This is a genomic window from Streptomyces sp. NPDC101194 (genome assembly GCF_044767885.1).
Lineage (GTDB): Bacteria > Actinomycetota > Actinomycetes > Streptomycetales > Streptomycetaceae > Streptomyces.
In genome coordinates this window covers 149781-171822 of record NZ_JBIWOS010000006.1, presented here as the reverse complement: position 1 = coordinate 171822, position 22042 = coordinate 149781, and the positions used below count along the sequence as shown (strand labels likewise).

Genomic DNA, 22042 nt, shown 5'->3' with positions numbered 1-22042 from the left:
CCCGCCCGTACCCGTGGTTCGAGGTCTCAGCCGCGCGGATACCGGGTCAGCCAGCCCGGAGCGGCGGCCGACGGGCTGTGCAGGGCGGGCCCCTGGGTCATCTCCATCGCAAAGTCGTCGGCGAGTTCCAGGACGGTGGCCCGGCCCTCCAGCTCGGCGAGCCAGGCCGGGGGCAGCGCGGTCTCGCCGTGCAGCGCACCGAGCAGCGCTCCGCACAGGGATCCGGTGGCCGCGGAAGGCCCCCCGTGGTTCACGGCCAGCCGCAGCCCGTGCCGCACGTCCTCGCCCACCAACGCGCAGTACAGGGCGACGGAGAGGACCTCCTCGGCGGCGTCCGTGGCACCCAGCGATTCGATCAGGGCCGGTCCCGGAATGCCCTGCCGTACGGTGCCGAGGGCCCGCTTCAGCGCCTCGGTGACCGGTTCGTGCCCCGGGCGCTCGGCGAGCAGGGCCAGCGCGTGCTGGACGGAACCGTCCAGGGTCTCGCCCCGGGCCAGCCCGTGCACCATGACGGCGAGGGCGCCCGCGGAGAGCAGCGCGTTGGGGTGGCCGTGGGTCTGCGCGGCGCACTCGACGGCCAGTTGGAGGACGAGCTGGGGCTCCCAGCCGACGAGCAGTCCGAACGGGGCGGACCGGGTGAGGGCGGCCGAGTCCCGCGCTGCGGGGTTCTTGGGCTGGTCGAGGGTGCCCATGGTGGTGTCGCCGAGACCGGTCAGACACTCCCTGGCGGGGGCGCGGCGGGCGTAGAGCCACTCCTGCAGGGCGAGCCAGCCGTTGTCCTTGCGCCGCTCGTCGGGCCCCCAGTCGCGCTGCGTGGCCGCCCACCGCAGATGGGCCCGGTGCACATCGGTGGGCGGATGCCAGGCGCCGGTGTCGCGGCGGACCTGGGCGCGGATCAGCCCGTCCACGGTGAACAGGGTGAGCTGCGTGACGGCGGTGACGATGCCGCGCCCGCCGTGCGCGGGTACGAAGTCGGTGACCGCGTCGACGCCGTGGGCCGCCCGGATCTCTTCGAGCGTGAGTCCGTCGACACCCGCCCCGAGCGCGTCGCCGATGGCCCCGCCGAGCAGAGCCCCACGTACCCGGCTGCGGAAGTCCTGCTGCTCGGCACGGCCCCAGACAGCTGTGGTCCCTGTGCTCACCGTGCCCCTCCCCCGTCCGCGGAAGCCGTCCTTGAAGCCGTCCGCGTACGACTGCGCAGCTTTGACGCGCAGCACTGTAATCGAACCGGAACGACCGGTTGTGAGCCTGAACGGAATGTACGGAGTAGATCCTGCGATCACTTTTGAACGGCATTCTCCGGGGATTTCCGAGTCTCAGAACAGCAGCCGGAACAGCGGTCGTACACGGGCCCATCCCGTTCGACAACCCCCGGACCGTCGATGGCCGTCGGTGACGCGGGGGCTCGTCCCGACTGCGCAGGCGTTGGGGAAGAAACCTTGGCAAAGGAATCTTTCTAAAGATACCTTTAGATGGTGAGTCGAGACCAGAATGATCAGGCACGTGAATCATGTGGAGCCCCTGAGCCCCACGAGCAGCGCACCGGCGTGCCGGATGCGCCGGCGCGGGAGACCGTGCTCAGCGACCCCCGCGCATTGCGCGCGTATGCGCACCCCACGCGGATGCGGCTCGTCGGAATGCTGCGCCGGGAGGGACCCACCACGGCCACCAGGGCCGCCGAGCTGATCGGCGAGTCCGTCGCCAGCTGCTCCTACCACCTGCGCATGCTCGCCAAGTACGGGCTGGTCGAGCAGGCCGGCGGCGGGCAGGGCCGGGAGAAGCCGTGGCGAGCCGTGGCCACGTTCACGTCGTGGCCGGCGCACTCCGACGACACGGCCGTGGACGAGGCGGCGGTGGCGCTGAGCACCACGGTGGCCGAGCTGTACTTCGAACGCCTGACGCGTGCCATGGAACAGCGTCATCGGCTGCCGCCCGAGTGGCGGGAGGCGGAGGAGTTCGGCGACCACCAGCTGTATCTGACCGCCGGCGAACTGGTCGAGCTGCGCGAGCGCGTCAGGGAACTGCTGAAGACGTACGAAGGCCGCAACGACGATCCGGCGCTGCGGCCCGAGGGCGCGCGCATCGTGGAGTTCCTGCGGATCGCCCACGTGGCTCCCGAGGACGCGCCGTGAAGCGGCCTCGGATACCCGCGCTGCTGCGGGACCGGGCGTTCCGGCGGTACTGGACGGGACAGGCGGTTTCGCTGGCGGGGGACCAGATATCACTGATCGCCATCCCGCTCGCCGCCGTGCTCGTCCTGGGGGCGGACGCGGCGGAGATGGGCTGGCTGAAGGCCGTCGAGCTGCTGCCCGCACTGCTGTTCAACCTTCCGGCGGGGGCCTGGGCCGACCGCTGCGGGCGGCGCAGGGACGTCATGATCGCCACCGATCTGGCCCGAGCCGTGCTGCTGGTCTCGCTCCCGGTGGCGTACGCGCTGGACGCCCTCACGCTCTGGCAGCTGTACGGCGTGGCCTTCGGGATCGGTTCGCTGACGGTGCTGTTCGAGGTGTGCAACGCGACACTGTTCGTGTCGCTGGTGCCGACCGAGCAGTACGTGGACGGCAACTCCCTGGTCAACGGCAGCCGCTCGATGGCCTGGCTCGCGGGTCCCGGCGCGGGCGGCGTGCTTGTGCAGGTCCTGACCGCGCCGGTGGCGCTACTCGCGGACGCACTCACGTACGTCGTCTCGGCCGGGCAGCTCGCGCGCATCCGGCCCGTGGAGCCGCCGCCCGTCGAGCGGGCCGAGGGGCACTTCACGGCGGGGATGCGCTGGGTGTTCCGGGAGCCCTCGATGCGCGCGATGTTCATGGCGTCGGGCAACGTGCAGTTCTTCAACTACATCTTCCACACCCTCTTCGTCCTCTACGCGACACGTCAACTGGGCCTCAGCGCGGGCATGTTCGGAGCCGTGCTCAGTGTCGCTGCGGTGGGTGGGCTGATCGGGGCGGTGGTCAGCGGGGCGGTCGTCCGGGCGATCGGCGTCGGACCGTCCATCGTCGCGGGGTTCGCCCTCTTCACCGTGCCGCTGATGCTGGTGCCGCTCGCGGGCGGGGCGTTGCCGGTGGTGCTCGGGACGCTCTTCGTCGCCGAATTCGTCTCCTGCGTCGGCGTGATGCTCGTCGACATCGCGGCCGGTTCGCTCCAGACGGCGCTCGTGCCCGACACGCTGCGCTCTCGCGTGACGGGCGCCTACCGAACTCTGAACCATGGCTTCCGGCCCCTCGGAGCCCTGGCGGGCGGGGCGCTGGGGGAGGCGGCCGGGCTGCGGACCGCGCTGTGGGTGGGCACGGCCGGGGCGGTGCTGAGCGTGGTGTGGATCCTGTGCTCCCCGGTGGCCGGGATCCGAGAACTGCCCGCTCGTAGTGCCGCGTCGGGCAACGATTGTCCTGCTGTGACGTGACGCGCCGCATGGGTCCTGCAGGGGCCCGTGCCGGGGCGGACTCTTCGGGACGGGGCGGGGCGGTCGGCCCAGGCCGAACGTGGGCCCAGCAGCGGGTGCATGGTGTGATCGGTGTCGACTTCGGCGAGAAGACGTGATCGCGCAAGGACCGCCCCACTGTCCGAAGAACGGCGAAGGACGCGGTCAACGGGCCGACCACGGCCAAAGGTCGAACGCCGGACCCGGGCGAGGGGCGCCTCACCTCGTCGCGGCCTGCCTGTCGTGACCGGCGTGCAGGCTCGCCAGGAGGCTCAGTCCGAGTACGGCGACGGCGGTGACGAGGGGTACGGTCCACGCCCCCGTCACCGCGTGGAGCAGCGACGCGGTCGCCGGGCCCGTGGCGGCGAGGAGATAGCCGCCGGTCTGCGCGACCGTGGACAGGGCCGCCACATGGTCGTGGTCCTTGCCCCGCTTGACGTAGAGCACCCCGGCCAGTGCCTGGCCGCCGCCGAGACCGGCCCCGAGCACCAGCGCCCAGACGGCGGGGACGGACGCGGGCGCGGTCAGCAGGCCCGTGTAACCCACCGCGCAGATCAGGATGACCGCCACGATGTGCGGACGCTGATCGGTACATGCGGCCGCCAGCACCGGGACGGTGAAGCCACCGACGGCGACTCCGACGATGAACAGCGACTGCATGCTTCCGGCCGTCGCCCCGGAGACACCCGCGTCGACCAGGATCGCGGGCAGCCAGGCGAGCGTGGTGTAGAAGAGCAGCGTCTGGAAGCCGAAGAAGGAGACCAGGCTCCAGGCCAGCGGCGTGCGCAGGACACCGCCGGCCCGTCCCCGTTCCGCTGCCTCGGCCCTCCGGGCCTCCGTCGGCTGCTGTGTCTTCCGTGCCGGACCGGCGGATCCCCGCAGTTGCGGTGCGACACCGATCGCCGCGAGCGCCGCCGGGATCACCGCGAGGCCCATCGCGGTCTCCCACGAATGTCCGGTCGCCTGCCACACCGGCACCATCAGCGCCGCGATCAGTGCCGAACCGGCGCCCATGGACAGGGCGTAGACACCCATCATGACGCCGACCCGCCGGTGGGCGAAGCGGCTGCGGACGAACACCGGTACCAGCACGTTCACCACCGCTGTGGCGATGCTGACGATCACCGTGCCGACGAACAGGCCGGGCAGTCCCAGCACGCGGACGACCGCCCCGGCGAGCAGCACGGCACTGGCCGCGAACAGGCCGCGCTCCTCCCCGAACCGGCGCCGGACCAGTGAGGCGAGCGGCGCGAACGCGCCCATGCAGAGCGGTGGCAGCAGACCGAGCAGGGTGACGGTCCCGGTCCCGAGGCCCGCCACCGGCGCGAGCGGGCCGAGCTGCCCGAACGCCACGCGGGTGTTCAGGCTGAGGAGGACGAAGCCGGTCACCAGGACCGCGGCCGAGGACGTCCCTCGGGACGGCGGACCCTGGACGGGCGAAGCGGGCTGGGCGGCGCGGTCGGGCGCGGGAACAGACACGGGAACCTTCCTGTGGTCGGCTGCCCCGCCAGCTTTCACGCTCAAGTAAACTTGAGCGCAAGCGTGCGGGGCCGCGGCAGACCGGGGAACCCGGCGGAGGTGCCCATGAAGGATCTGTACTCGATCAGCGAGGCCGCCGACGCGTTCGGGCTCACGGTCCCGGCGCTCCGGTTCTACGAGGAGCGCGGGCTCGTCCGGCACAGCGTGCGCCGGGGGCGCGTCCGCTACTACACCCGCGAGGATCTCGCCCGGCTCGCCTACGCGCAGCTCTGGCACGACGACGGCATGCTCACCCTCGCGGAGACGAGCGCGATCGTCGACAGCGAGAAGGTCGAGGACCGCCTCGGGCTCATCACCGCCCAGCGGGACGCGATGCGTCGGCGCATCGAGAAGCTCGACCGTGCCGTTGCGGTCCTGAACCACATGCTCGGCTGCCGCACCGACGATGCTCTCGCCTGCCCGATGACGGGCGACTACATCCGGGGCCGGGTCGACGCCGCGCTGAGCGGCACGCCACACATCACGGACTTCTTCCCGCCCGACGAGCCGCACGAGCCGCACGAGCTGAACGGGCTGAACGGGTTTGGCGAACCGGGCGAGTTGAGTGAGCCGAGCGAGCCGCATGAACCGAACGAGCCGGTCGATCCAGGCGAGTTGAACGAGCCGGACGAGTACCGGGGAGCCCGCCCGGAAGGCTCGGCCGAACCTTCCTGACGGGTGTCCCGTGGTCGGTTCAGCGGCACAGAGCGGTGTCCACGGTGTCCTCCACCCTCCGCCTGGCTGCCTCGTCGTTCGGCTGGGTGGTCACGGCGACACCGGCGGCGCGTCCGTCGTCGGTGGCACCGCCCCGGGTCTCGTATCCCGGAATGTCGCCGCCGTGGCCCCAGTACACACCGCCGCACGACAGTGGCCTGCTCGCCAGACCCAGTCCGTAGCGGACGCCGTCGCCGAGGTCGTCGGCGGGAACCGTGGTGCGCATCTCGGCGAGCTGGGCCGCCGGGAGGAGGCGGCCCCCGAGGAGCGCGGCGTGGAACCGGTTGAGGTCGGTGTTGGTGGAGACCATCGCGCCTGCCGCCCAGCCCCAGGACGGGTCCATTTCCGTGTAGTCGCGCAGCGGCCCGTCCGCCGAATCCCTGAAGTAGCCCTTGGGATGGGGCTCGTGGATGGTCATGTCGCCGGGGGCGGGGAAGTACGTGTGGCGCAGCCCGGCGCGGTCGATGACGCGCCGGGTGATCTCCTCGCCCACGGGCCGGCCCGTGACCTTCTGGATGATCAGACCGGCCACCACGTAGTTCGTGTTGCTGTACTCCCATTTCGCGCCCGGGGGGAAGTCGGCCTTCTGCTTGAGGGCGATGTCGAGAAGTTCGCGGGGTTCGGAGTAGCGGTGCTGGAGGGTGGCGATGTCCAGGTCGTCGGTGTACTCGGGAAGTCCGCTGGTGTGCTGGAGCAGTTGACGGACGGTGATGCGGCGCCCGTCCGTCCCGTCCCCGCGTACGAGGCCCGGCAGATAGGTGTCGACCGCGGTGTCGAGGCCGACCTTTCCCTCGCCGACCAGCTGCAGCATGACCACGGCGGTGAACGTCTTGGTGTCGCTGCCGATCCGTACCTGCCCGTCCCTGGGCACCTTCGAGCCGGTGGCCAGGTCGCCGACCCCTGCGGTGTAGGTACGGGTACGGCCGTCGCGGCCCCTGACGCTCGCCAGCGCGGCAGGCATGCCGTCGCTGTGCACCATCGCGCTCAGGCTCCGCTGGACGGTGTCCGGCCGGGTCGTCGCGGATGCCGGCGGCGGTGCCGACGCGCCGACCGTCATGACGCCGGCGGCCACCACGACCGCGATCGACACAGCCCTGCGCCGAACGCTCTGCTTCCCGGCGCGAGAACGGAACTTCTGCCATGCCTGCTCGTGCACGAAACAACTCCTGCGGAATCGAGGGGAATCGGCTGTGTGCACGGCCCAGCATCTCCGGACGCGGCCGCCCGGAGTGATCCCGCTACCCGCCCATTTCCAGGTGGGGGTACCCCCCGGGCGTGCTCGCCCGACGAGGCGCGCGAGCGGGAGGGCTGCCGGCATCCGGTGCCCCGCACGGCACATGCGCAGACACGGCGGCCCTCGGCGTCGCCGACGGGTCGGCCCTCCTTCAGAAGTGGTCCGCGTCGAGCGGGCCGGGTCGGCCCGTCCTGCCTTCGTGGCCTCGCCGCCGAGCGCTGAACCCCCGCTCCGCGCGACAACCGGCCCCGGCCCGCCCCACCCCATCCCTCGCGGGGGCGTCGGCGATGCAGGACTCGCCTGATGCCGTGCGGGGTGGGAGGACCGCGGCAGGAGTTTCAGACCACGAGCGATTCCCAAACAGTGATCAGGTCGCGGGCGAGCGACGGGGTGCCCGCGACCAGAACCGATGAATCCGGCGTGAACTCCCGCCCGCCCGAACCCAGCACCGCCGCGCCACGCTCGCGAACCAGGGCAGCCCCTGCCGCCACATCCCACGGCTTGGGGCGGAGGCATACACAGGCGTCCAGCCAGCCCTCGGCCACTCCGACCAGATCAAGACTCATCGCGCCCTGCACCCTGATGCGGTATGCCTCGTTGTAGAGGTGGCCGATGAGCCGTGCAGCCTGCGGATTCGCGCGGCCGGTCCCCGTCAGTCCGACGACCGCCCGGGAGAGCGCCTCGGCACCGGCCAGCGGCTGCGTGGTCTTCCGCGCTGTGGCCCCAGTGCTCCATCGACGCCGGAGGACCGGCGCATGGACCACGCCCAACAGCGGCAAGCCCTCCTCCATGTACGCGAGCGACAGGGCGTACCCCGGAGATCCGCGGGCGAAGTTCATCGTGCCGTCGATGGGATCCAGCAGCCAGCATCTGGCCGGCAGCGGCCCCTCGGTGGCCGACTCCTCTCCGATGACGGGGATGTCTGGCGTGCGGTCCGCCAAAACCTCCGTGACTCGGCGCTCGACCTCGACATCGGCGGCCGTTACCTCCTCACCGGAAGGTTTCAATCGCACGTGCGTCCACAGGTCCGTCGTTCCTTCTCCGGCCAACCATCCCACCCCCGCGTCCACAGCGGCCTGAGCGGCGTCGTGAAGGGCGGGCCGCTGGTTCACGCGGAGGCCAGCGGCAACTCGGCGACCTTCTCCGCGTGGGCGCCGTGTTCACCCATGACGTAGAAGCTGAGCCGGTCGAAGGTCCACTCCACGGGGACGTGAATGCGCTCCGGTGCGGTCCGAACCAGCTCCAGGGCCGTGTCCTCTTCTGTCCGGCCCAGCGTGATGTGGGGGGCGTAGGCATCGCCGGTGTAGCGGTATCCGTACTGCGCGAAACTCGCCCGCTCGGCCTCCGTGAACCTCGACGTGTCCTTCGACGCGTCGAACGCCTCACGGTCGAGATGGGGTGCCAGGCGGTCAACGACCGTTTCCTGCAGTTTCTGGAGAAGCACCGGTCTTTCGACAGACATGAAGAGCCAGCCGGTCGGCTGGTGGACGATCCCGACGGACGCGAGGGACAGTTCGTCGGGCAGGTTCACCGAAGCACTGATCCTCGCCAGCTCCTGCTCGGGTTCGAGAGCATCGACGAAGGGCCCCTGGAACACCGTCAGATGAGGCAGGTTGCCCGCCTCGCTGAGCGGAGGGCGAAGGGGGCTGTCGCCGCCCAGGTTTCCCTGCAGCTGGATCGCCGCGCGTGTGTGGTCCGCACGCGGAAGCAGCGCGACACCAAGCCATCTGGTCATGGATGAGCTCCTATCTTCGTGATCACATGCAACGCCGCGTCGAGCCCTCTGCGCAGACATTCCGACGGCGTCTCACCGAACAGCCGTCCGGCGATGACTCCGGCGTTGAAGGCGTCACCGCCTCCGGTCCGGTCAACCGGTTCCACGGCCGTGGTCGGCTCGTGGACCACCGCGCCGGACGCGGCGGCCCACAGCGCGCCGTCGGCGCCGAGTGTCAGAATCACATCTCCCGCCAGTTGCCTGGCGTACCAACGCGCAGTGGCAGTGGCATCGCCCGAGGAGGCATGGGGCAGACGCCCCGCCTCGTCGGCATTCATCAGATTCAGCCCAGAACCCTGCGCGAGCGGGCTCATGTCCCGGCCGTTCCATTCGAGCGAGACGGAGCGACCGCATCGGCGTGCCAGGCCGACCACACGGCTCAGGGCCGGCGTCGGCTCCCCGACCACATGCACATGGTCCACCGTGTGCATGTCGCCCTCCGTGACCGCACGGAACGCCAGGTCACGGTCCGCCCCCGGGAAAGTCATCATCCGTTTGCCCGTCCCGGACGACATCACGATCGCCAGGCTGGTCCTCATGACGTTGTCCACACGTATCAACCCCGTGTCCACGCCACCGGCTCGGAGATCGTCCAGGCACAGTCTGCCGAGCGCGTCGTCCCCCACCGCCGAGACGAGCCGGACCTCGCAACCCTGTCGGGCGAGCCCCAGAGCGGTATTGGCCGCAGAACCTCCAGGAAGCGCCGCGCACTCGTTGCCTCGGACCTTCTCGTGCTCCTCGGGAAACTTCTCCGCCTGCACGATGATGTCGAAGTTGGTTCCCCCCAGGACGAGAACGCGCTTGGCGGCGGTCACGGATCCCCCAGGCGATAGCTCTCGAACAGGACATGGCGTACCAGCCGTTCACGGCTGGCCGGGCTGCTCTGGAGGGGGAACGAGGCATGGGCGACCAAGTCGTCCACGACGGCCTCGAAGCGGCCCTGGTCGGCACCCAGGTCGTGGAACCGGCGCATCAGTTCCCGGTACAGGTCGTTCGGTCGCGTACCGATCGCGGAGAGCCAGGCCCGGCCGGCGACGAGGACATTGGCCGCGGCGGAACGTAAACGTGCCTGCGTCGCGGGCGGCAGCACCTCGGAATTGAGCAGTTCGAAATAGTCGTCCTCGTCGCGGGCGTGCATGCGCAGATTCTGTCCGCCGACAGCCAGCACGTCCCGGTTCAGATGGAAGAGTTCAAGACCCAGATGGTGCGGCACGTCGAGAATCCGGACACCCATCTCGTGGAGGCCGGCCTCGTCGGTGGAGAAGGCTGTGAGGACATTGGCGAACATGTCGCTGTGCTTCGGTACGGCGATTTCGGCACCGGCCGGATCCGCCAAGAACTCCTCGGCCGTCGCCCCACCCCAGCGGCCGCCTCGTGCGGCGAGGAGATAGAAGTTCCGGCCGCCCATCGAGTGACCGACACGGCCGATGGGAACCACTCGGGCCTTCAGGTCCTCCTCGTCCTCCATCATTCTGCGCAGCCGCAGTTCGTTGTAGATGGCGAGGTCCAGCCGCCCCTGCGCCACATCGCGGACCAGTTGGTCCGACCAGGGCAGCTGTATGGGCACGACCCGGTGGTTGTGCCTTGCCATCACCTCTTCGAAGCCACAGCCCAGCAGCAGGGCCTTCACGACGATCAGGGTCGAATCGGCCAGGCGCGTCGTCCCTGCGGAGGGCTGCATGGCGGTCAGTGCCTCATGCCCTTCGTTCTCCGCGAACGACGTGACGGTGCGTCCGTACCAAACAGCCAGCTGTGTGAGGGCGTTGAGGCAGGGTTGCACGTCCTCCGCGGAGATCTCCTCACCCGACGTGTCATGGGCGTGGCTGCCGTAGTTGCCGTAATTCTGAATGGTACGGACGGCCAGAACCATTTTCTGCGGCAAAATCCCCTTGGTGGTGAGCACCGTGAGCAGGGATTCGAGCGTCGGTTTGGAGCCGACCGCCTCCTGCATGGCAATGTCCAAAAGAATCGACTCCGCCGCTCGTCGTGCCGTACTGAGAAACACCTCTGGATCTGATTCGGCGTATCTCAGCGCCTTTTTGTAAAGTCGGAGCGACTCGCCCTCGTTGACCGTCACGTCGACCGTGTCCTGTTCGGCAGCTCGTACTGATGCTAACAATCCGGCTTCTGTACAGTTCAGTTGTCCGTCATTCTCCAGGCGTCGGACCGCCGCGCAGCGAGGCGAGCACCAGACGCCCGTACCGAGTGGTGAAGGCCGCCGCCGTCGCGACGAGAGCGACGCCCAGGGCGACCAGGAGATGACCGGGATCGTCGTCGCCGAGTACCTGGAGAATGCTCAATGCGGTACCGAGCGGCAGACCGAGAATGGCGAGCACGCCGAGAGCTCCGGCGATCTGCTGCCCGTCCTGAGTCTGAACGAGCCGGGAGTAGTCGGCGGCCTCCGCGAGGATCTCCTCGAACCTGGTCGGCAGTCGGTACTGCGCGTGGTAGGCGAGGAGCAGCTCATTGGCCGGGCCGTGCGCCGTGAGGTGCTGTCGCCAGTAGGTGCTGCGGAAGCCGGCGATGTTCCGCTCCAGAGCAGTGACCCGGCGTGCGAGCCCGGGACCGTCGAAGACTCCAGAGAGTTCGTCGGTCAGTTCGTCGATGTGGTCGCGTTGAACGATGCCCAGGAGCAGGGCGTCCAGATAGACGGAGCGCACGTGAAGGGCTGCGAAGTCATAGAAATCGCCGTCGCCTCGATCCGGGCGATGGCCGAGGAAGGCGGCCCCGTGCCGCAGGACGAGAGCACTCCAGTCCGCCGAGATCCGGACCGCGTGCTCGGTCTGGGTCGGCAACTGCTCCGGGGCCGTGGGGAAGTCCGCCTCGTTGGACCGGGACGCGAGGGCCCAGAGCCATCGGTCCGCCACGGACGACAGGACTCCGCCGGAGCGCAGTGCCGACGATTCGGTGCTTCCGGGGGTCAGGAACGCGACGGTATAGGGGTGCGCCGTGGCAAAGGGTGAGTTCGCCGTGAGTGGTGAGGCGATACCGGAGAGCAGGGTGTCGGGAGCAAGAGGCCCTGTGAGCGGATCGGATCCGGCTCCGGTTCGGTGCCCGATCGCCCTCAGTACATCGAGCAGCACTGCTGAACGCACGGTGAAATGCAGGACTGCCAGGGCATGCCGGGGGTGCACGGCGGTCGGGGTGTGCAGGACCTCCATGCCGTGGAGGTGCAGGGATTCGTGAGCGACATCGATGAACCGGTGCCAGCGGCGCGGTCGCTCGGGCGTTCCGTACAGGGCCCGTCCTGCGGCATGCGCGAAGTATGTCTGCCGCGTGGCCACGTCCGTGCGGTGCCCGCCGGCTTCGAAGGGAAGGGGGCCTTCGGTCCACGACGCGGGAGCGGCGGGGAGGCGGATCGGGATGATGAGACTGACCGACTGCCGTACACCTATTGCGGAACCGATTTCGGTGGTCATGAACGCCCCGCCTCGGTAAGGCGATACCTGTACGCACCGTGCCTCCGGTGTTCGCGCACCGACACCCCCGTGTTCAGCTTTCGCAGTACGACGTCGAGCAAGATTACCCGGATCGGCATCCCATCGGGCAGGTACTTCTCCGGCCGACATCCACCGCGACGACTCGCCGCGTTCAGGGGAACGCGGGGCGACGACCACCGGCACGGCGAGGAGGGCGAACACCTCCCATCGGACCGCCCGCCCTCGGGTGCCGGCGACTACCCGGGCGGATGGACGGCCCGTCGGCCGGACCACGCTGTCGGCGGTCCCGCGACCGGCCCCGGCCCTCCTCACCCCGCCCCCGCCCCGCGCGTCTTCAGTCGTCGGTGGGCAGCGACGGGTAGTCCGTGTAGCCCGTCGGCCCGCCCACGTACATCAGGTACGCGTCCCGGACCTGGTTCATCGGGGCGCCGGTGCGCATGCGGCGGATCAGGTCGGGGTTGGCGAGGAAGGGGCGGCCCAGGGCGATCAGGTCGGCTCCGGCGGCCAGCAGCCGCTCGCCCTGGGCGAGGCCGCCGTCGTCGGGGATGCGGTCCTGGGGCAGCACCGGGTTGGCGATCAGTGTGCCCGGCCAGTCCTTCCGGATCCGCTGGTGGACGGGGTTCTCCGGATCGGCGTGCACGATGTGCAGATAGGCGAGACCGCTGTCGGCCAGGGCCGTGACGAGCGCGGGGTAGATCTCCGCGGTGTCGCCCTCGTCGATGCCGTTCACCGTGTTTCCCGGCGAGACACGCAGGCCCACCCGCTCGGGGCCGATCGCCTCCGCGACGGCCTCGACCACCTCGACGACGAAGCGGATGCGGTTGGTCACGGAGCCTCCGTAGGCGTCGGCGCGCCGGTTGGTCCCGCGGGCCAGGAACTGGTGGAGCAGGTGCCCGTTGGCGCCGTGCACCTCGACCCCTTCGAATCCCGCCTCGATCGCGTTGCGGGCGGCCGCGGCGAAGTCGGCCGCCGTCGACCGGATGTCCTCGGCGGTCATCTCCCGGGGGACGACCGCGGGGCGGCGCCCGGCCGGGGTGTGGATCGTCTCGGGCAGCGCGATCGGCGACGGGGCGACGGGCAGCAGACCGCTGGTGTCCGGGTGGCCGACGCGCCCGCCGTGCTGGAGCTGGAGGAACATCCGGCCGCCCTCCGCCCGCACCGCCTCGGTGACCCGGCGCCAACCCTCGACATGGGCGGGGCCGTGGATCGCCGTGATGTTCGGGTACGTCTGCCCCTGGGCGTTCGGCGTGGACGCCTCGGCGATGATCAGCGCCGCCGAGGCGCGCTCGGCGTAGTACGTGGCCATGAGCGGGGTCGGCACTCCGTCGGCGGTGGCACGGTTGCGGGTCAGCGGCGCCATCACGAGACGGTGGGGAAGGGTCAGGGGGCCGAGTCCGACGGGTTCGAAGAGGCTGTGGGAAACCGCTGTGTTCGTCATGCCGGAACGGTAAGAATTGACACCGGTGTCAGGTTCAAGCCCGGAGGCGAGGAATCCCATGCGGATCGGCGAGCTGGCCCGGCGCACGGGCGTGAGCGAGCGCTCCCTGCGTTACTACGAGACCCAGGGACTGCTGACCGCCGACCGTACACCGGGCGGCCACCGCGACTACCCGGACTGGGCGGTCGACCGGGTGATCCGCATCCAGGAGTTCTACGCGGCCGGGCTGTGCAGCTCGAAGATCGCCGAGCTGCTGCCGTGCGTGCGGGACGCGGACGGCGGGCCGTCCGAGATCGCCACTCCGCGTCTGGTCGGCGACCTCACCCTGGAGCGCGACCGCATCGACCGGAAGATCAGCGAGCTGCTGCGCTCCCGGGACGTACTGGACGACGTGATCGCCACGGCGGAGGGACGTGTCGCGCGGGACGGACGAGCCGACCGCTGACGACTCGGCAGGCGCCGTCACCGCCACCGGCCCGGCCGCCACCAGCGGGCCGGTACGCCTCGCGGCCACGGCCGGCCCATGCGCTCGCCCCTCCCGGGGGAGGCCTCTCGCCCCGGTGCGGGCGCCGAGGTGCGGGCCGGGAGTCCCGCACCTACGGTGACCAGAAAGGGCCCGCCCGGCCGCCGGGGCGATCGGGTCTCCCTTCGCGCCACCGCGGCGCTCCGTCCCCGTCCCGCCGCGTCGGCAGAACGCCCCTCAGCCTTGGAGACCCCGTGAATTCCTGCGCTCCGGACACCGTCCACCACCGCACGGCGCGGATCGACGGACTCGACGTCTTCTACCGGGAGGCGGGCGACCCGGCGGCACCGACCGTCGTCCTGCTCCACGGCATGCCCACCAGTTCCTTCATGTTCCGCAACCTGATCCCGCTCCTGTCGGACCGCTATCACGTCGTGGCTCCCGACATGATCGGCTTCGGGTTCTCGTCGGCACCGGCTCCCGACGCCTTCGACTACACCTTCGACTCCCTGGCCGAGATGGAGCACCGGCTCCTCGACGAGCTGGGCATCGAGACGTGCTCCCTGTACGTCCAGGACTACGGTGCCCCCATGGGCTGGCGGCTCGCCCTGCGCGACCCCGACCGGATCACCGCGATCGTCAGCCAGAACGGAAACGCCTACGAGGAGGGCTTCGTCCCCTCCTTCTGGGATCCGCTGTGGACGTATGCGAGGAACCCGGACGACGAGTCGCTGGCCGGGCCGCTGCGACGCAGCCTGGACCTCGACATGATCCGCTGGCAGTACCTCCACGGGGTGGCGGACCCCGAGACGGTCAGTCCCGACACCTGGCACCACGACCACGCGATGGTGAACCGGCCGGGCAACCCCGAGATCCAGCTCAGGCTCTACGCCGACTACCCCTCCAACGCACGTCAGTACCCGGCGGTGCAGGAGTACTTCCGCACCAGCCAGGTGCCCCTGCTCGCCGTCTGGGGGCGCAACGACGAGATCTTCGGCCCGGCCGGCGCGGAGGCCTTCCGCCGCGACCTGCCGGCGGCCCGGGTGCATCTCCTGTCCGGCGGCCACTTCCTGCTGGAGAGCCGGCTGCACACCGTGGCCGACCTGATGCGCGGCTTCCTCGCCGGCGTCACCGAACCGGCCTGAGCACCCCGGCGCCGGGCGGAGGAGACAGCGCGGGCGCCGCGGGCCCGGCCCGGCTGCCGCGCCCCCTCCCCCGTTGCCGTGGGAACCGAACGGTCCGGCCGGGGCCGGCACACGGCTCAGTCCGGCAGCACGGGCAGCAGCTCCGGCAGGTGTCCGTCGGACGCCCTCGCCGCCGACACCCGTTCCTCGGGCACCTCCCCGTACAGCGTCGTACGGGGCTTCGCCGGGCGGCCCGCGAGTTCCGCGATGGCGATCAGGTCCTGGACGGAGCGGTACGAGCCGTAACTCGACCCCGCCATCCGGGAGATGGTCTCCTCCATCAGCGTGCCGCCCAGGTCGTTGGCGCCCGAGCGCAGCATCTCGGCGGCGCCCTCCGTACCGAGCTTCACCCAACTGGTCTGGATGTTGGTGATGTGCGGGTGGAGCAGCAGCCGGGCCATGGCGGTGACGGCCCGGTTGTCGCGGTCGGTCGGGCCGGGGCGGGAGATGCCGGCCAGGTAGACGGGGGCGTTGGTGTGGATGAACGGGAGGGTGACGAACTCCGTGAAGCCGCCCGTCTCCTGCTGGAGGTTCGCCAGCGTCCGAAGGTGGCCGAGCCAGTGGCGGGGCTGGTCGACATGGCCGTACATCATCGTCGACGAGGAGCGCAGGCCCACCTCGTGGGCGGTGCGGATGACCTCCAGCCAGGTCGCCGTGGGCAGCTTGCCCTTGGTGAGGACCCAGCGGACCTCGTCGTCCAGGATCTCGGCCGCCGTGCCGGGGATCGAGCCGAGCCCGGCCTCCTTCGCGGCGATCAGCCAGTCGCGGATGGACATACCGGTGCGGGTCGCCCCGTTGACGACCTCCATCGGCGAGAAGGCGTGCACATGGATGCCGGGGACGCGTTCCTTCACCGCACGCGCGATGTCGAAGTACGCGGTGCCGGGCAGATCGGGGTGGATGCCGCCCTGCATGCAGACCTCGACCGCGCCGACGTCCCACGCCTGGGCCGCGCGGTCGGCGACCTGGTCCAGGGAGAGGGTGTACGCGTCGGCGTCGGTGCGCCGCTGGGCGAAGGCGCAGAAACGGCAGCCGGTGTAGCAGACGTTGGTGAAGTTGATGTTCCTGGTGACGATGTACGTGACGTCGTCACCGACCACGTCGCGGCGCAGGGCGTCCGCGATCCGGCAGAGTTCGTCGAGCGCCGGGCCGTCCGCGTGGAGCAGGGCGAGCGCCTGGTCGTCGGTGATCTTCGTCGGGTCGTCGGCGGCCTGGCCGAGCGCCTGGCGCACATCGGCGTCGATGCGGGACGGGACCATGCCGGGGGCCGCGGCCTCGCGCAGCGCCTCCCAGTCCCCGTACACCTCGTCGAAGTCCTCGCGGCGGTCGCCGGTACGGCCCCGGGTGTCGATCGTGCGGTGCAGATCGGTGCGGCCACTGGCGCCGAACTCCTCGTCGGGTTCCTGCCAGGGCAGGCCGACGGGGACGGCCCCCTCCTTCGCGAGGCCCGTCTCCGGGTCGGCGAGGGCGCGGACGTGCGGGAGCAGGCGGGGATCGAGCCAGGGCTCGCCGCGCCGGATGAACTCCGGGTAGATGGTGAGGCGTTCGCGGAGCGTGAAGCCCGACTCGGCTGTCTTCGCGGCGAGTTCGTCGATGTGCGGCCAGGGCCGTTCGGGGTTCACATGGTCGGGGGTGAGCGGGGAGACGCCGCCCCAGTCGTCGATGCCGGCGCCGATGAGCAGCGCGTACTCGGCGTCGACGAGGTTCGGCGGGGCCTGGATGCGGGCGGACGGACCGAGGACGTGCCGGGCGACGGCGACGGCCGCGGCCAGTTCCTCCAGTTCGGCGTCCGGCATGCCGCGCATCGCCGTGTCCGGCTTGGCGCGGAAGTTCTGGACGATGACTTCCTGGATGCCGTGGTAGGCGCGGGCGGTCCTGCGGAGCTCGAAGAGGGAGTCGGCGCGTTCCTCGTAGGACTCGCCGATCCCGATCAGGATGCCGGTCGTGAACGGAACGTTGGAACGGCCCGCGTCCTCCAGCACCCGCAGACGCACGGCAGGTTCCTTGTCCGGGGAGCCGTGGTGCGGGCCGCCCGGTTCGGACCACAGGCGGGTGGCGGTCGTCTCCAGCATCATGCCCATGGACGGGGCGACGGGCTTGAGGCGCTGGAGGTCGGTCCAGGTCAGCACGCCCGGGTTGAGGTGCGGAAGGAGGCCGGTCTCCTCCAGGACCCGGATCGCCATGGCGCGTACGTACGCGAGGGTGTCGTCGTACCCCTCGGCCTCCAGCCACTCCCGTGCCTCGGGCCAGCGGTCCTCGGGCCGGTCGCCGAGCGTGAACAGGGCTTCCTTGCAGCCCATGGCCGCACCCTTGCGGGCGATGTCGAGCACCTCGTCGGGCGAGAGGAACATGCCGTGGCCCTCACGGCGGAGCTTGCCGGGGACGGTGACGAAGGTGCAGTAGTGGCACGTGTCCCGGCAGAGCCGGGTCAGCGGGATGAAGACCTTGCGGGAGTACGTGATGACGCCCGGCCGGCCTGCGGCTTCGAGACCTGCCTCGCGCACCCGGGCGGCCGAGGCCGCCAGATCCGTCAGGTCGTCTCCTCGCGCCTGGAGCAGCACGGCGGCCTCGGTCACATCGAGAGCGACACCGTCGCGGGCCCGCTTGAGGGCCCGCCGCATGGAGTTGGTGGTCGGGCGTCCGCGCTGAGGATCGGTCATGGAGCGAGCATACGAGCGAGGCCCGCGCCCCGGACCGGGGCCTCCAGCAGGCAGGACACCCCGGGCCGGACGTGCCGTACCGACGGTCGCGCTAGTTCGGCCGGTCCTCGCGGAGCGACAGGTTCAGCCGCTCGCTCGCCAACCGCATGTGCTCCGCCATGGCCGCGTCCGCCGCCTCCGGGTCACCGGCCCGGATCGCGTCGAGCACCGCCCCGTGCTCATGGAGGGTTCCGCTCACCGTGCCCTCGATGTCCCCGGCCCGCTCCATCCACACCTGGAGCAGCGCCCGGATCGAGTGGAGGATGTCGCTCAGCACGCTGTTGCGGGCGATGTTCGCCGTCTCCAGGTGGAAGGCGATGTCGGCGTCGACGAACGCCTTGACGTCCGTTCCCGCCTCCCTCATCCGTTCCAGATGACCGGCGAGCCGCTCGACGTCCTCCGCGGAGGCCCGGTCCGCGGCGAGCCGCGCCGACATGCCCTCCATGAACGTACGGACCTCCACCAGGTCCCGCGTCCGCCGCTGACCGAGCATCAGCCCCCAGTTGATCGCCCGAGGCAGGAATTCCGACGTCCCCTCGCGCACGTACGAGCCCGATCCCGGCCGGATCTCGATGATGCCCAGCACGTCCAGCGCGGAGAGCGCCCCGCGCACGCTGGAGCGAGCGACCCCGAGCGCGTCGGCGAGCTGCCGTTCGGCGGGCAGCCGCGTACCCGGCTTCAGGTTGCCCTCGGAGAGGTGGTCGAGGAGCCGCTTGGCCACCTCGCTGACCGAGGACTCCCGCACGACCGGGCGCAGAAGTGACGTCAAATCGGGCTCTTCGGGCTGCGTGGACACGTCGCCAAGTACATCAGACGTCGCCGCTTCCGGGTGGGCCGGGAGCACGGTAGCGCCGCTCATCGGCCATATCAACCCGCTCGTCGGAGCGACGTACGTCACTTTGGTTAATTGGTGACCAATTTTGTTTTCGGGGCTAGCGTGAGCACCGTCGGTGGGTCGGACGTGGTCATTTCCGGTTTACCTACCCGTTGCCGATATGTGGCACAGAGCCGGACAAAGCGGTCCGGGAATCGAGGAGTCTCCATGGGCGCCACTGCGCATTCAGTCGAGAGATCAGCCGTCGAGAGATCAGCGATCAAGAAGGTTTCGATCCGGCTCGTCCCCTTCGTGGCCCTGATGTTCTTCGTGAACTATCTGGACCGGACGGCCGTCTCCTTCGCCGAGCCGAACGGGATGGGCCAGGACCTCGCGCTGTCCGCGGCACAGTTCGGCTTCGCCTCGGGCGTCTTCTTCATCGGCTACATCATTCTCGAAGTGCCCAGCAACATGGCGCTGCACAAGTTCGGCGCCCGCCGGTGGCTGGCCCGGATCATGGTCACCTGGGGCATCGTCGCGCTGCTGTTCACCTGGGTGCAGAACAGCGAGCAGCTCTACACGCTGCGGTTCCTGCTCGGTGTCGCGGAGGCCGGTTTCTTCCCCGGCGCGATCCTCTTCCTGAGCCAGTGGGTGCCCTCCCGGCACCGTACGAAGGTGCTCGGCCTCTTCTACCTCGCCCAGCCGCTGACCACCGTGATCGGCGCCCCGCTCGCAGGCTGGTTGATCAACCAGCACGGGCTCTTCGGACTCGAAGGCTGGCGCGTGATGTTCCTCGGCGTGTCCGTCCCGGCGATCCTGCTCGGGATCATCGCCTGGTTCTACCTGATCGACCGGCCGGCGGACGCGAAGTGGCTGACGGCCTCCGAGAAGCAGTGGCTGACCGCCGAGCTGGCCGCCGAGAACGCCGAGAAGACGGGCGCGGACGAGAGGACGAGCCACGGCCGCGAGGCCCTGAAGACCGCCTTCACCAACAGCCGCGTCTGGACCCTGGCGCTGATCTACTTCGGCTTCATCTACGGCCTGTACGCCCTCGCGTTCTTCCTGCCGACGATCATCAACGGCTTCCAGGAGCAGTTCGACACCTCGTTCAGCGTCATGGACAAGGCCCTGATCACGGCGATCCCGTACCTCCCGGCCGCGGTCGTCCTGTTCTTCTGGTCACGGCACGCCACCAGGCACGGCGTCGACAAGTGGCACATCGCGGGCCCGGCCGTCGTCGGCGGTGTCTCGATCCCGATCGCCCTCTACATGGGCTCGCCCGCCGCCACCGTCGCGGTCATCACGGTCACCGCGTGTGCGATCTTCGCCGCGCTGCCGGTCTTCTGGTCGGTGCCGTCGCAGTTCCTCACCGGTGCCGCGGCGGCGGCCGGCATCGCTCTGATCAACACCGCGGGCAACGTGGCCGGTTTCGCCGCCGGGTACGTCACCGGCTGGCTGAAGGACTTCAGCGGCGACTACTACCTGCCGCTGTTCCTGGTCGGCGCCTTCATGCTCATGTCCGCCGCGCTGATGCTGTGGCTCGCGAACCGGTCCAAGGGCCAGGCCGCGGGCCAGGGCCGGCCCCTCGTGGAGGCCCACTGATGACCCGCCTGTTCAACGACCCCGCCGCCTTCGCCGACGAGGCGCTCGAAGGCTTCGTCGCCGCCCACCCGCGCCGGGTACGGAAGGTCCCCGGCGGCGTGGTCCGCGCCACCCGCACCTCCCCCGGCCAGGTCGCCGTCGTCGTGGGCGGCGGCTCCGGCCACTACCCGGCCTTCTCCGGCCTGGTCGGCCAGGGCCTCGCCCACGGCGCCGCGGTCGGCAATGTCTTCGCCTCGCCCTCCGCCCATCAGGTGCAACAGGTCGCGAAGGCCGCGCAGACCGGTGGCGGGGTCCTCCTCGCGTACGGGAACTACGCGGGCGACGTCCTCCACTTCGGACAGGCCGCAGGGCAGTTGACCGCCGAGGGCATACCCACCCGCACGCTCGGCGTCACCGACGACATGTCCAGCGCCTCCCCCTCCGAGGCCCACAAGCGCCGCGGGGTCGCCGGTGACCTGGTGGTCTTCAAGGCGGCCGCGGCCGCCGCCGAGGCCGGGTACGACCTGGCCGAGGTGACCCGCGTCGCCGAGCTGGCCAATGCCCGCACCCGCTCGTTCGGGGTGGCGTTCTCCGGCTGCACTCTGCCCGGCGCCGACCACCCGCTGTTCACCGTCCCGGACGGCCGGATGGCCGTCGGGCTCGGCATCCACGGCGAGCCCGGCATGGGCGAACAGTCCGTCCCGAGCGCCGACGAAGCCGCCGAACTGCTGGTGGGGACCGTGCTCGGCGAACTGCCCGAGGGCGTGGACAGCCCGCGCGGACAGCGCGCGGCCGTCATCCTCAACGGGCTCGGCTCGGTGAAGTACGAGGAGTTGTTCGTCGTCTACCGGCGGGTCGCCCGACTCCTCGACGAGGCCGGTGTGCAGATCGTCGACCCCGAGGTCGGTGAGCTGGTGACCAGCTTCGACATGGCGGGCGTCTCGCTCACCCTGTGCTGGCTGACCGATGAGCTCGAACCTCTGTGGACGGCGCCGGCGGACGCCCCCGCGTACCGCAAGGGCGTCGTCGAGGCAGCGGACCTCGTCACCGCGGACGTCCAGGAGCAGGCCGTCGACGACACCGTCCCGGCCGCGGTGGACGAGTCCCGCGAGGCGGCCCGTACCGTCGTCGCCGCCCTGCGCGCCCTCAAGGACACCGTCGACGCGCACGCCGACGAGCTGGGCCGGATCGACGCGGTCGCGGGTGACGGCGACCACGGCATCGGCATGCAGCGCGGTTCCACCGGCGCGTACGAGGCCGCGGTCCGCGCCCAGCGGCTGGGTGCGGGGGCGGGAACCGTCCTCCTGCGGGCCGCCGATGCCTGGGCCGACCGGGCGGGCGGCACCTCCGGCGCCCTGTGGGGCGTCGGCCTGCGAGCGCTCGGCACGGCTCTCGGCGACACCGGCCGGCCCACGGCCGCCGCGGTCGCCGCCGGGATCACCGAGGCGTCGGCGGGCGTCATGCGGCTGGGCGGGGCCGAGGTCGGCGACAAGACGATGGTCGACGTCCTCGTCCCCTTCGCCGCGGCCCTGAGCTCCGCCACCGGTGAGGGCAGGCCCCTGACAGCCGCCTGGGACGCGGCGGCGAGCACCGCCGAGGCCGCCGCGAAGGCCACCGCCGATCTGCTCCCCCGGATGGGCCGGGCCCGTCCGCACGCCGAGAAGAGTCTCGGCACCCCGGACGCCGGAGCCCACTCCCTGGCGCTGATCGTCCGCGCAGTCCACCCCGTTCTCGCAACGACCCTGGAGAAGCACTGATGTCCGAC

18 protein-coding genes are annotated in these 22042 nt (G+C 70.5%); 7 read left to right on the top strand and 11 right to left on the bottom strand.

What is annotated here, in order from left to right; genetic code table 11:
* Nucleotides 1–26 precede the first annotated feature (26 nt).
* The gene (locus ACIRP2_RS23270) at nt 27–1142 is read right to left on the bottom strand and encodes an ADP-ribosylglycohydrolase family protein (RefSeq protein ID WP_404253207.1); all 1116 of its coding nucleotides are present in this window, start codon (nt 1140–1142) and stop codon (nt 27–29) included.
* A 405-nt stretch (nt 1143–1547) separates the two neighbouring features.
* Here ACIRP2_RS23270 and ACIRP2_RS23265 point away from each other — a divergent pair, with 405 nt between their 5' ends.
* A complete protein-coding gene (locus tag ACIRP2_RS23265; RefSeq protein ID WP_404253205.1) occupies nt 1548–2132 on the top strand; it encodes a winged helix-turn-helix domain-containing protein in 585 nt (194 codons plus the stop codon).
* On the top strand, nt 2129–3400 hold the full coding sequence (locus tag ACIRP2_RS23260; protein ID WP_404253203.1) for an MFS transporter: 1272 nt from the start codon (nt 2129–2131) through the stop codon (nt 3398–3400). Before ACIRP2_RS23265 ends, ACIRP2_RS23260 begins: the two co-directional genes overlap by 4 nt.
* Before the next feature lie 237 nt (nt 3401–3637).
* Here ACIRP2_RS23260 and ACIRP2_RS23255 read toward each other — a convergent pair whose 3' ends face one another.
* Nucleotides 3638–4897 (bottom strand): MFS transporter, encoded by a 1260-nt coding sequence (locus tag ACIRP2_RS23255; protein ID WP_404253201.1) that lies wholly within the window; start codon nt 4895–4897, stop codon nt 3638–3640.
* A gap of 105 nt (nt 4898–5002) precedes the next feature.
* Between ACIRP2_RS23255 and ACIRP2_RS23250 the strand changes: the two genes are divergently transcribed.
* Nucleotides 5003–5611 (top strand): MerR family transcriptional regulator, encoded by a 609-nt coding sequence (locus tag ACIRP2_RS23250; protein ID WP_404253200.1) that lies wholly within the window; start codon nt 5003–5005, stop codon nt 5609–5611.
* A gap of 19 nt (nt 5612–5630) precedes the next feature.
* On the opposite strand, the gene ACIRP2_RS23245 is transcribed toward ACIRP2_RS23250, so the two are convergent.
* From ACIRP2_RS23245 to ACIRP2_RS23215, 7 genes are all read right to left on the bottom strand, one after another.
* Nucleotides 5631–6806 carry a serine hydrolase domain-containing protein gene (locus ACIRP2_RS23245; RefSeq protein WP_404253198.1) on the bottom strand — a complete coding sequence of 392 codons (1176 nt, stop codon included), beginning with the start codon at nt 6804–6806 and terminating at the stop codon, nt 5631–5633.
* 416 nt (nt 6807–7222) lie between these two features.
* Nucleotides 7223–7897: an inositol monophosphatase family protein gene (locus tag ACIRP2_RS23240; RefSeq protein ID WP_404253196.1), complete on the bottom strand. Its 675-nt coding sequence runs from the start codon at nt 7895–7897 to the stop codon at nt 7223–7225.
* Between the two features lie 95 nt (nt 7898–7992).
* A complete protein-coding gene (locus ACIRP2_RS23235; RefSeq protein ID WP_404253194.1) occupies nt 7993–8619 on the bottom strand; it encodes a 2'-5' RNA ligase family protein in 627 nt (208 codons plus the stop codon).
* Nucleotides 8616–9473: a carbohydrate kinase family protein gene (locus tag ACIRP2_RS23230; RefSeq protein WP_404253192.1), complete on the bottom strand. Its 858-nt coding sequence runs from the start codon at nt 9471–9473 to the stop codon at nt 8616–8618. Before ACIRP2_RS23230 ends, ACIRP2_RS23235 begins: the two co-directional genes overlap by 4 nt.
* On the bottom strand, nt 9470–10735 hold the full coding sequence (locus tag ACIRP2_RS23225; RefSeq protein ID WP_404253190.1) for a DUF4145 domain-containing protein: 1266 nt from the start codon (nt 10733–10735) through the stop codon (nt 9470–9472). Before ACIRP2_RS23225 ends, ACIRP2_RS23230 begins: the two co-directional genes overlap by 4 nt.
* 70 nt (nt 10736–10805) lie before the next feature.
* Nucleotides 10806–12077: a hypothetical protein gene (locus ACIRP2_RS23220; RefSeq protein WP_404253188.1), complete on the bottom strand. Its 1272-nt coding sequence runs from the start codon at nt 12075–12077 to the stop codon at nt 10806–10808.
* Between the two features lie 355 nt (nt 12078–12432).
* Nucleotides 12433–13536: an alkene reductase gene (locus tag ACIRP2_RS23215; protein WP_404253186.1), complete on the bottom strand. Its 1104-nt coding sequence runs from the start codon at nt 13534–13536 to the stop codon at nt 12433–12435.
* Nucleotides 13537–13594: 58 nt separating this feature from the next.
* On the opposite strand from ACIRP2_RS23215, the gene ACIRP2_RS23210 reads away from it, so the two are divergent.
* Both ACIRP2_RS23210 and ACIRP2_RS23205 read left to right on the top strand, forming a co-directional pair.
* On the top strand, nt 13595–13981 hold the full coding sequence (locus ACIRP2_RS23210) for a MerR family transcriptional regulator (RefSeq protein ID WP_404253184.1): 387 nt from the start codon (nt 13595–13597) through the stop codon (nt 13979–13981).
* A 272-nt stretch (nt 13982–14253) separates the two neighbouring features.
* Complete coding sequence (locus tag ACIRP2_RS23205; RefSeq protein ID WP_404253182.1) at nt 14254–15144, top strand: alpha/beta fold hydrolase; 891 nt, start codon at nt 14254–14256, stop codon at nt 15142–15144.
* Nucleotides 15145–15260: 116 nt separating this feature from the next.
* Here ACIRP2_RS23205 and ACIRP2_RS23200 read toward each other — a convergent pair whose 3' ends face one another.
* The gene (locus tag ACIRP2_RS23200) at nt 15261–17843 is read right to left on the bottom strand and encodes a bifunctional FO biosynthesis protein CofGH (RefSeq protein WP_404253180.1); all 2583 of its coding nucleotides are present in this window, start codon (nt 17841–17843) and stop codon (nt 15261–15263) included.
* A gap of 91 nt (nt 17844–17934) precedes the next feature.
* Nucleotides 17935–18678: a FadR/GntR family transcriptional regulator gene (locus tag ACIRP2_RS23195; RefSeq protein WP_404253178.1), complete on the bottom strand. Its 744-nt coding sequence runs from the start codon at nt 18676–18678 to the stop codon at nt 17935–17937.
* A 246-nt stretch (nt 18679–18924) separates the two neighbouring features.
* On the opposite strand from ACIRP2_RS23195, the gene ACIRP2_RS23190 reads away from it, so the two are divergent.
* Together ACIRP2_RS23190 and ACIRP2_RS23185 are read left to right on the top strand one after the other, a co-directional pair.
* Nucleotides 18925–20298, top strand: a complete 1374-nt coding sequence (locus ACIRP2_RS23190; protein WP_404253176.1) for an MFS transporter — start codon at nt 18925–18927, stop codon at nt 20296–20298.
* On the top strand, nt 20298–22034 hold the full coding sequence (locus ACIRP2_RS23185; RefSeq protein WP_404253174.1) for a dihydroxyacetone kinase family protein: 1737 nt from the start codon (nt 20298–20300) through the stop codon (nt 22032–22034). Before ACIRP2_RS23190 ends, ACIRP2_RS23185 begins: the two co-directional genes overlap by 1 nt.
* Nucleotides 22035–22042: the final 8 nt, after the last annotated feature.

Coding starts and splice junctions, on each gene's coding strand:
- ACIRP2_RS23200 (WP_404253180.1), bottom strand. CDS start 17,843: ATGACCGATCCTCAGCGCGGACGCCCGACCACCAACTCCATGCGGCGG.
- ACIRP2_RS23250 (WP_404253200.1), top strand. CDS start 5,003: ATGAAGGATCTGTACTCGATCAGCGAGGCCGCCGACGCGTTCGGGCTC.
- ACIRP2_RS23235 (WP_404253194.1), bottom strand. CDS start 8,619: ATGACCAGATGGCTTGGTGTCGCGCTGCTTCCGCGTGCGGACCACACA.
- ACIRP2_RS23220 (WP_404253188.1), bottom strand. CDS start 12,077: ATGACCACCGAAATCGGTTCCGCAATAGGTGTACGGCAGTCGGTCAGT.
- ACIRP2_RS23190 (WP_404253176.1), top strand. CDS start 18,925: ATGGGCGCCACTGCGCATTCAGTCGAGAGATCAGCCGTCGAGAGATCA.
- ACIRP2_RS23185 (WP_404253174.1), top strand. CDS start 20,298: ATGACCCGCCTGTTCAACGACCCCGCCGCCTTCGCCGACGAGGCGCTC.
- ACIRP2_RS23210 (WP_404253184.1), top strand. CDS start 13,595: ATGCGGATCGGCGAGCTGGCCCGGCGCACGGGCGTGAGCGAGCGCTCC.
- ACIRP2_RS23215 (WP_404253186.1), bottom strand. CDS start 13,536: ATGACGAACACAGCGGTTTCCCACAGCCTCTTCGAACCCGTCGGACTC.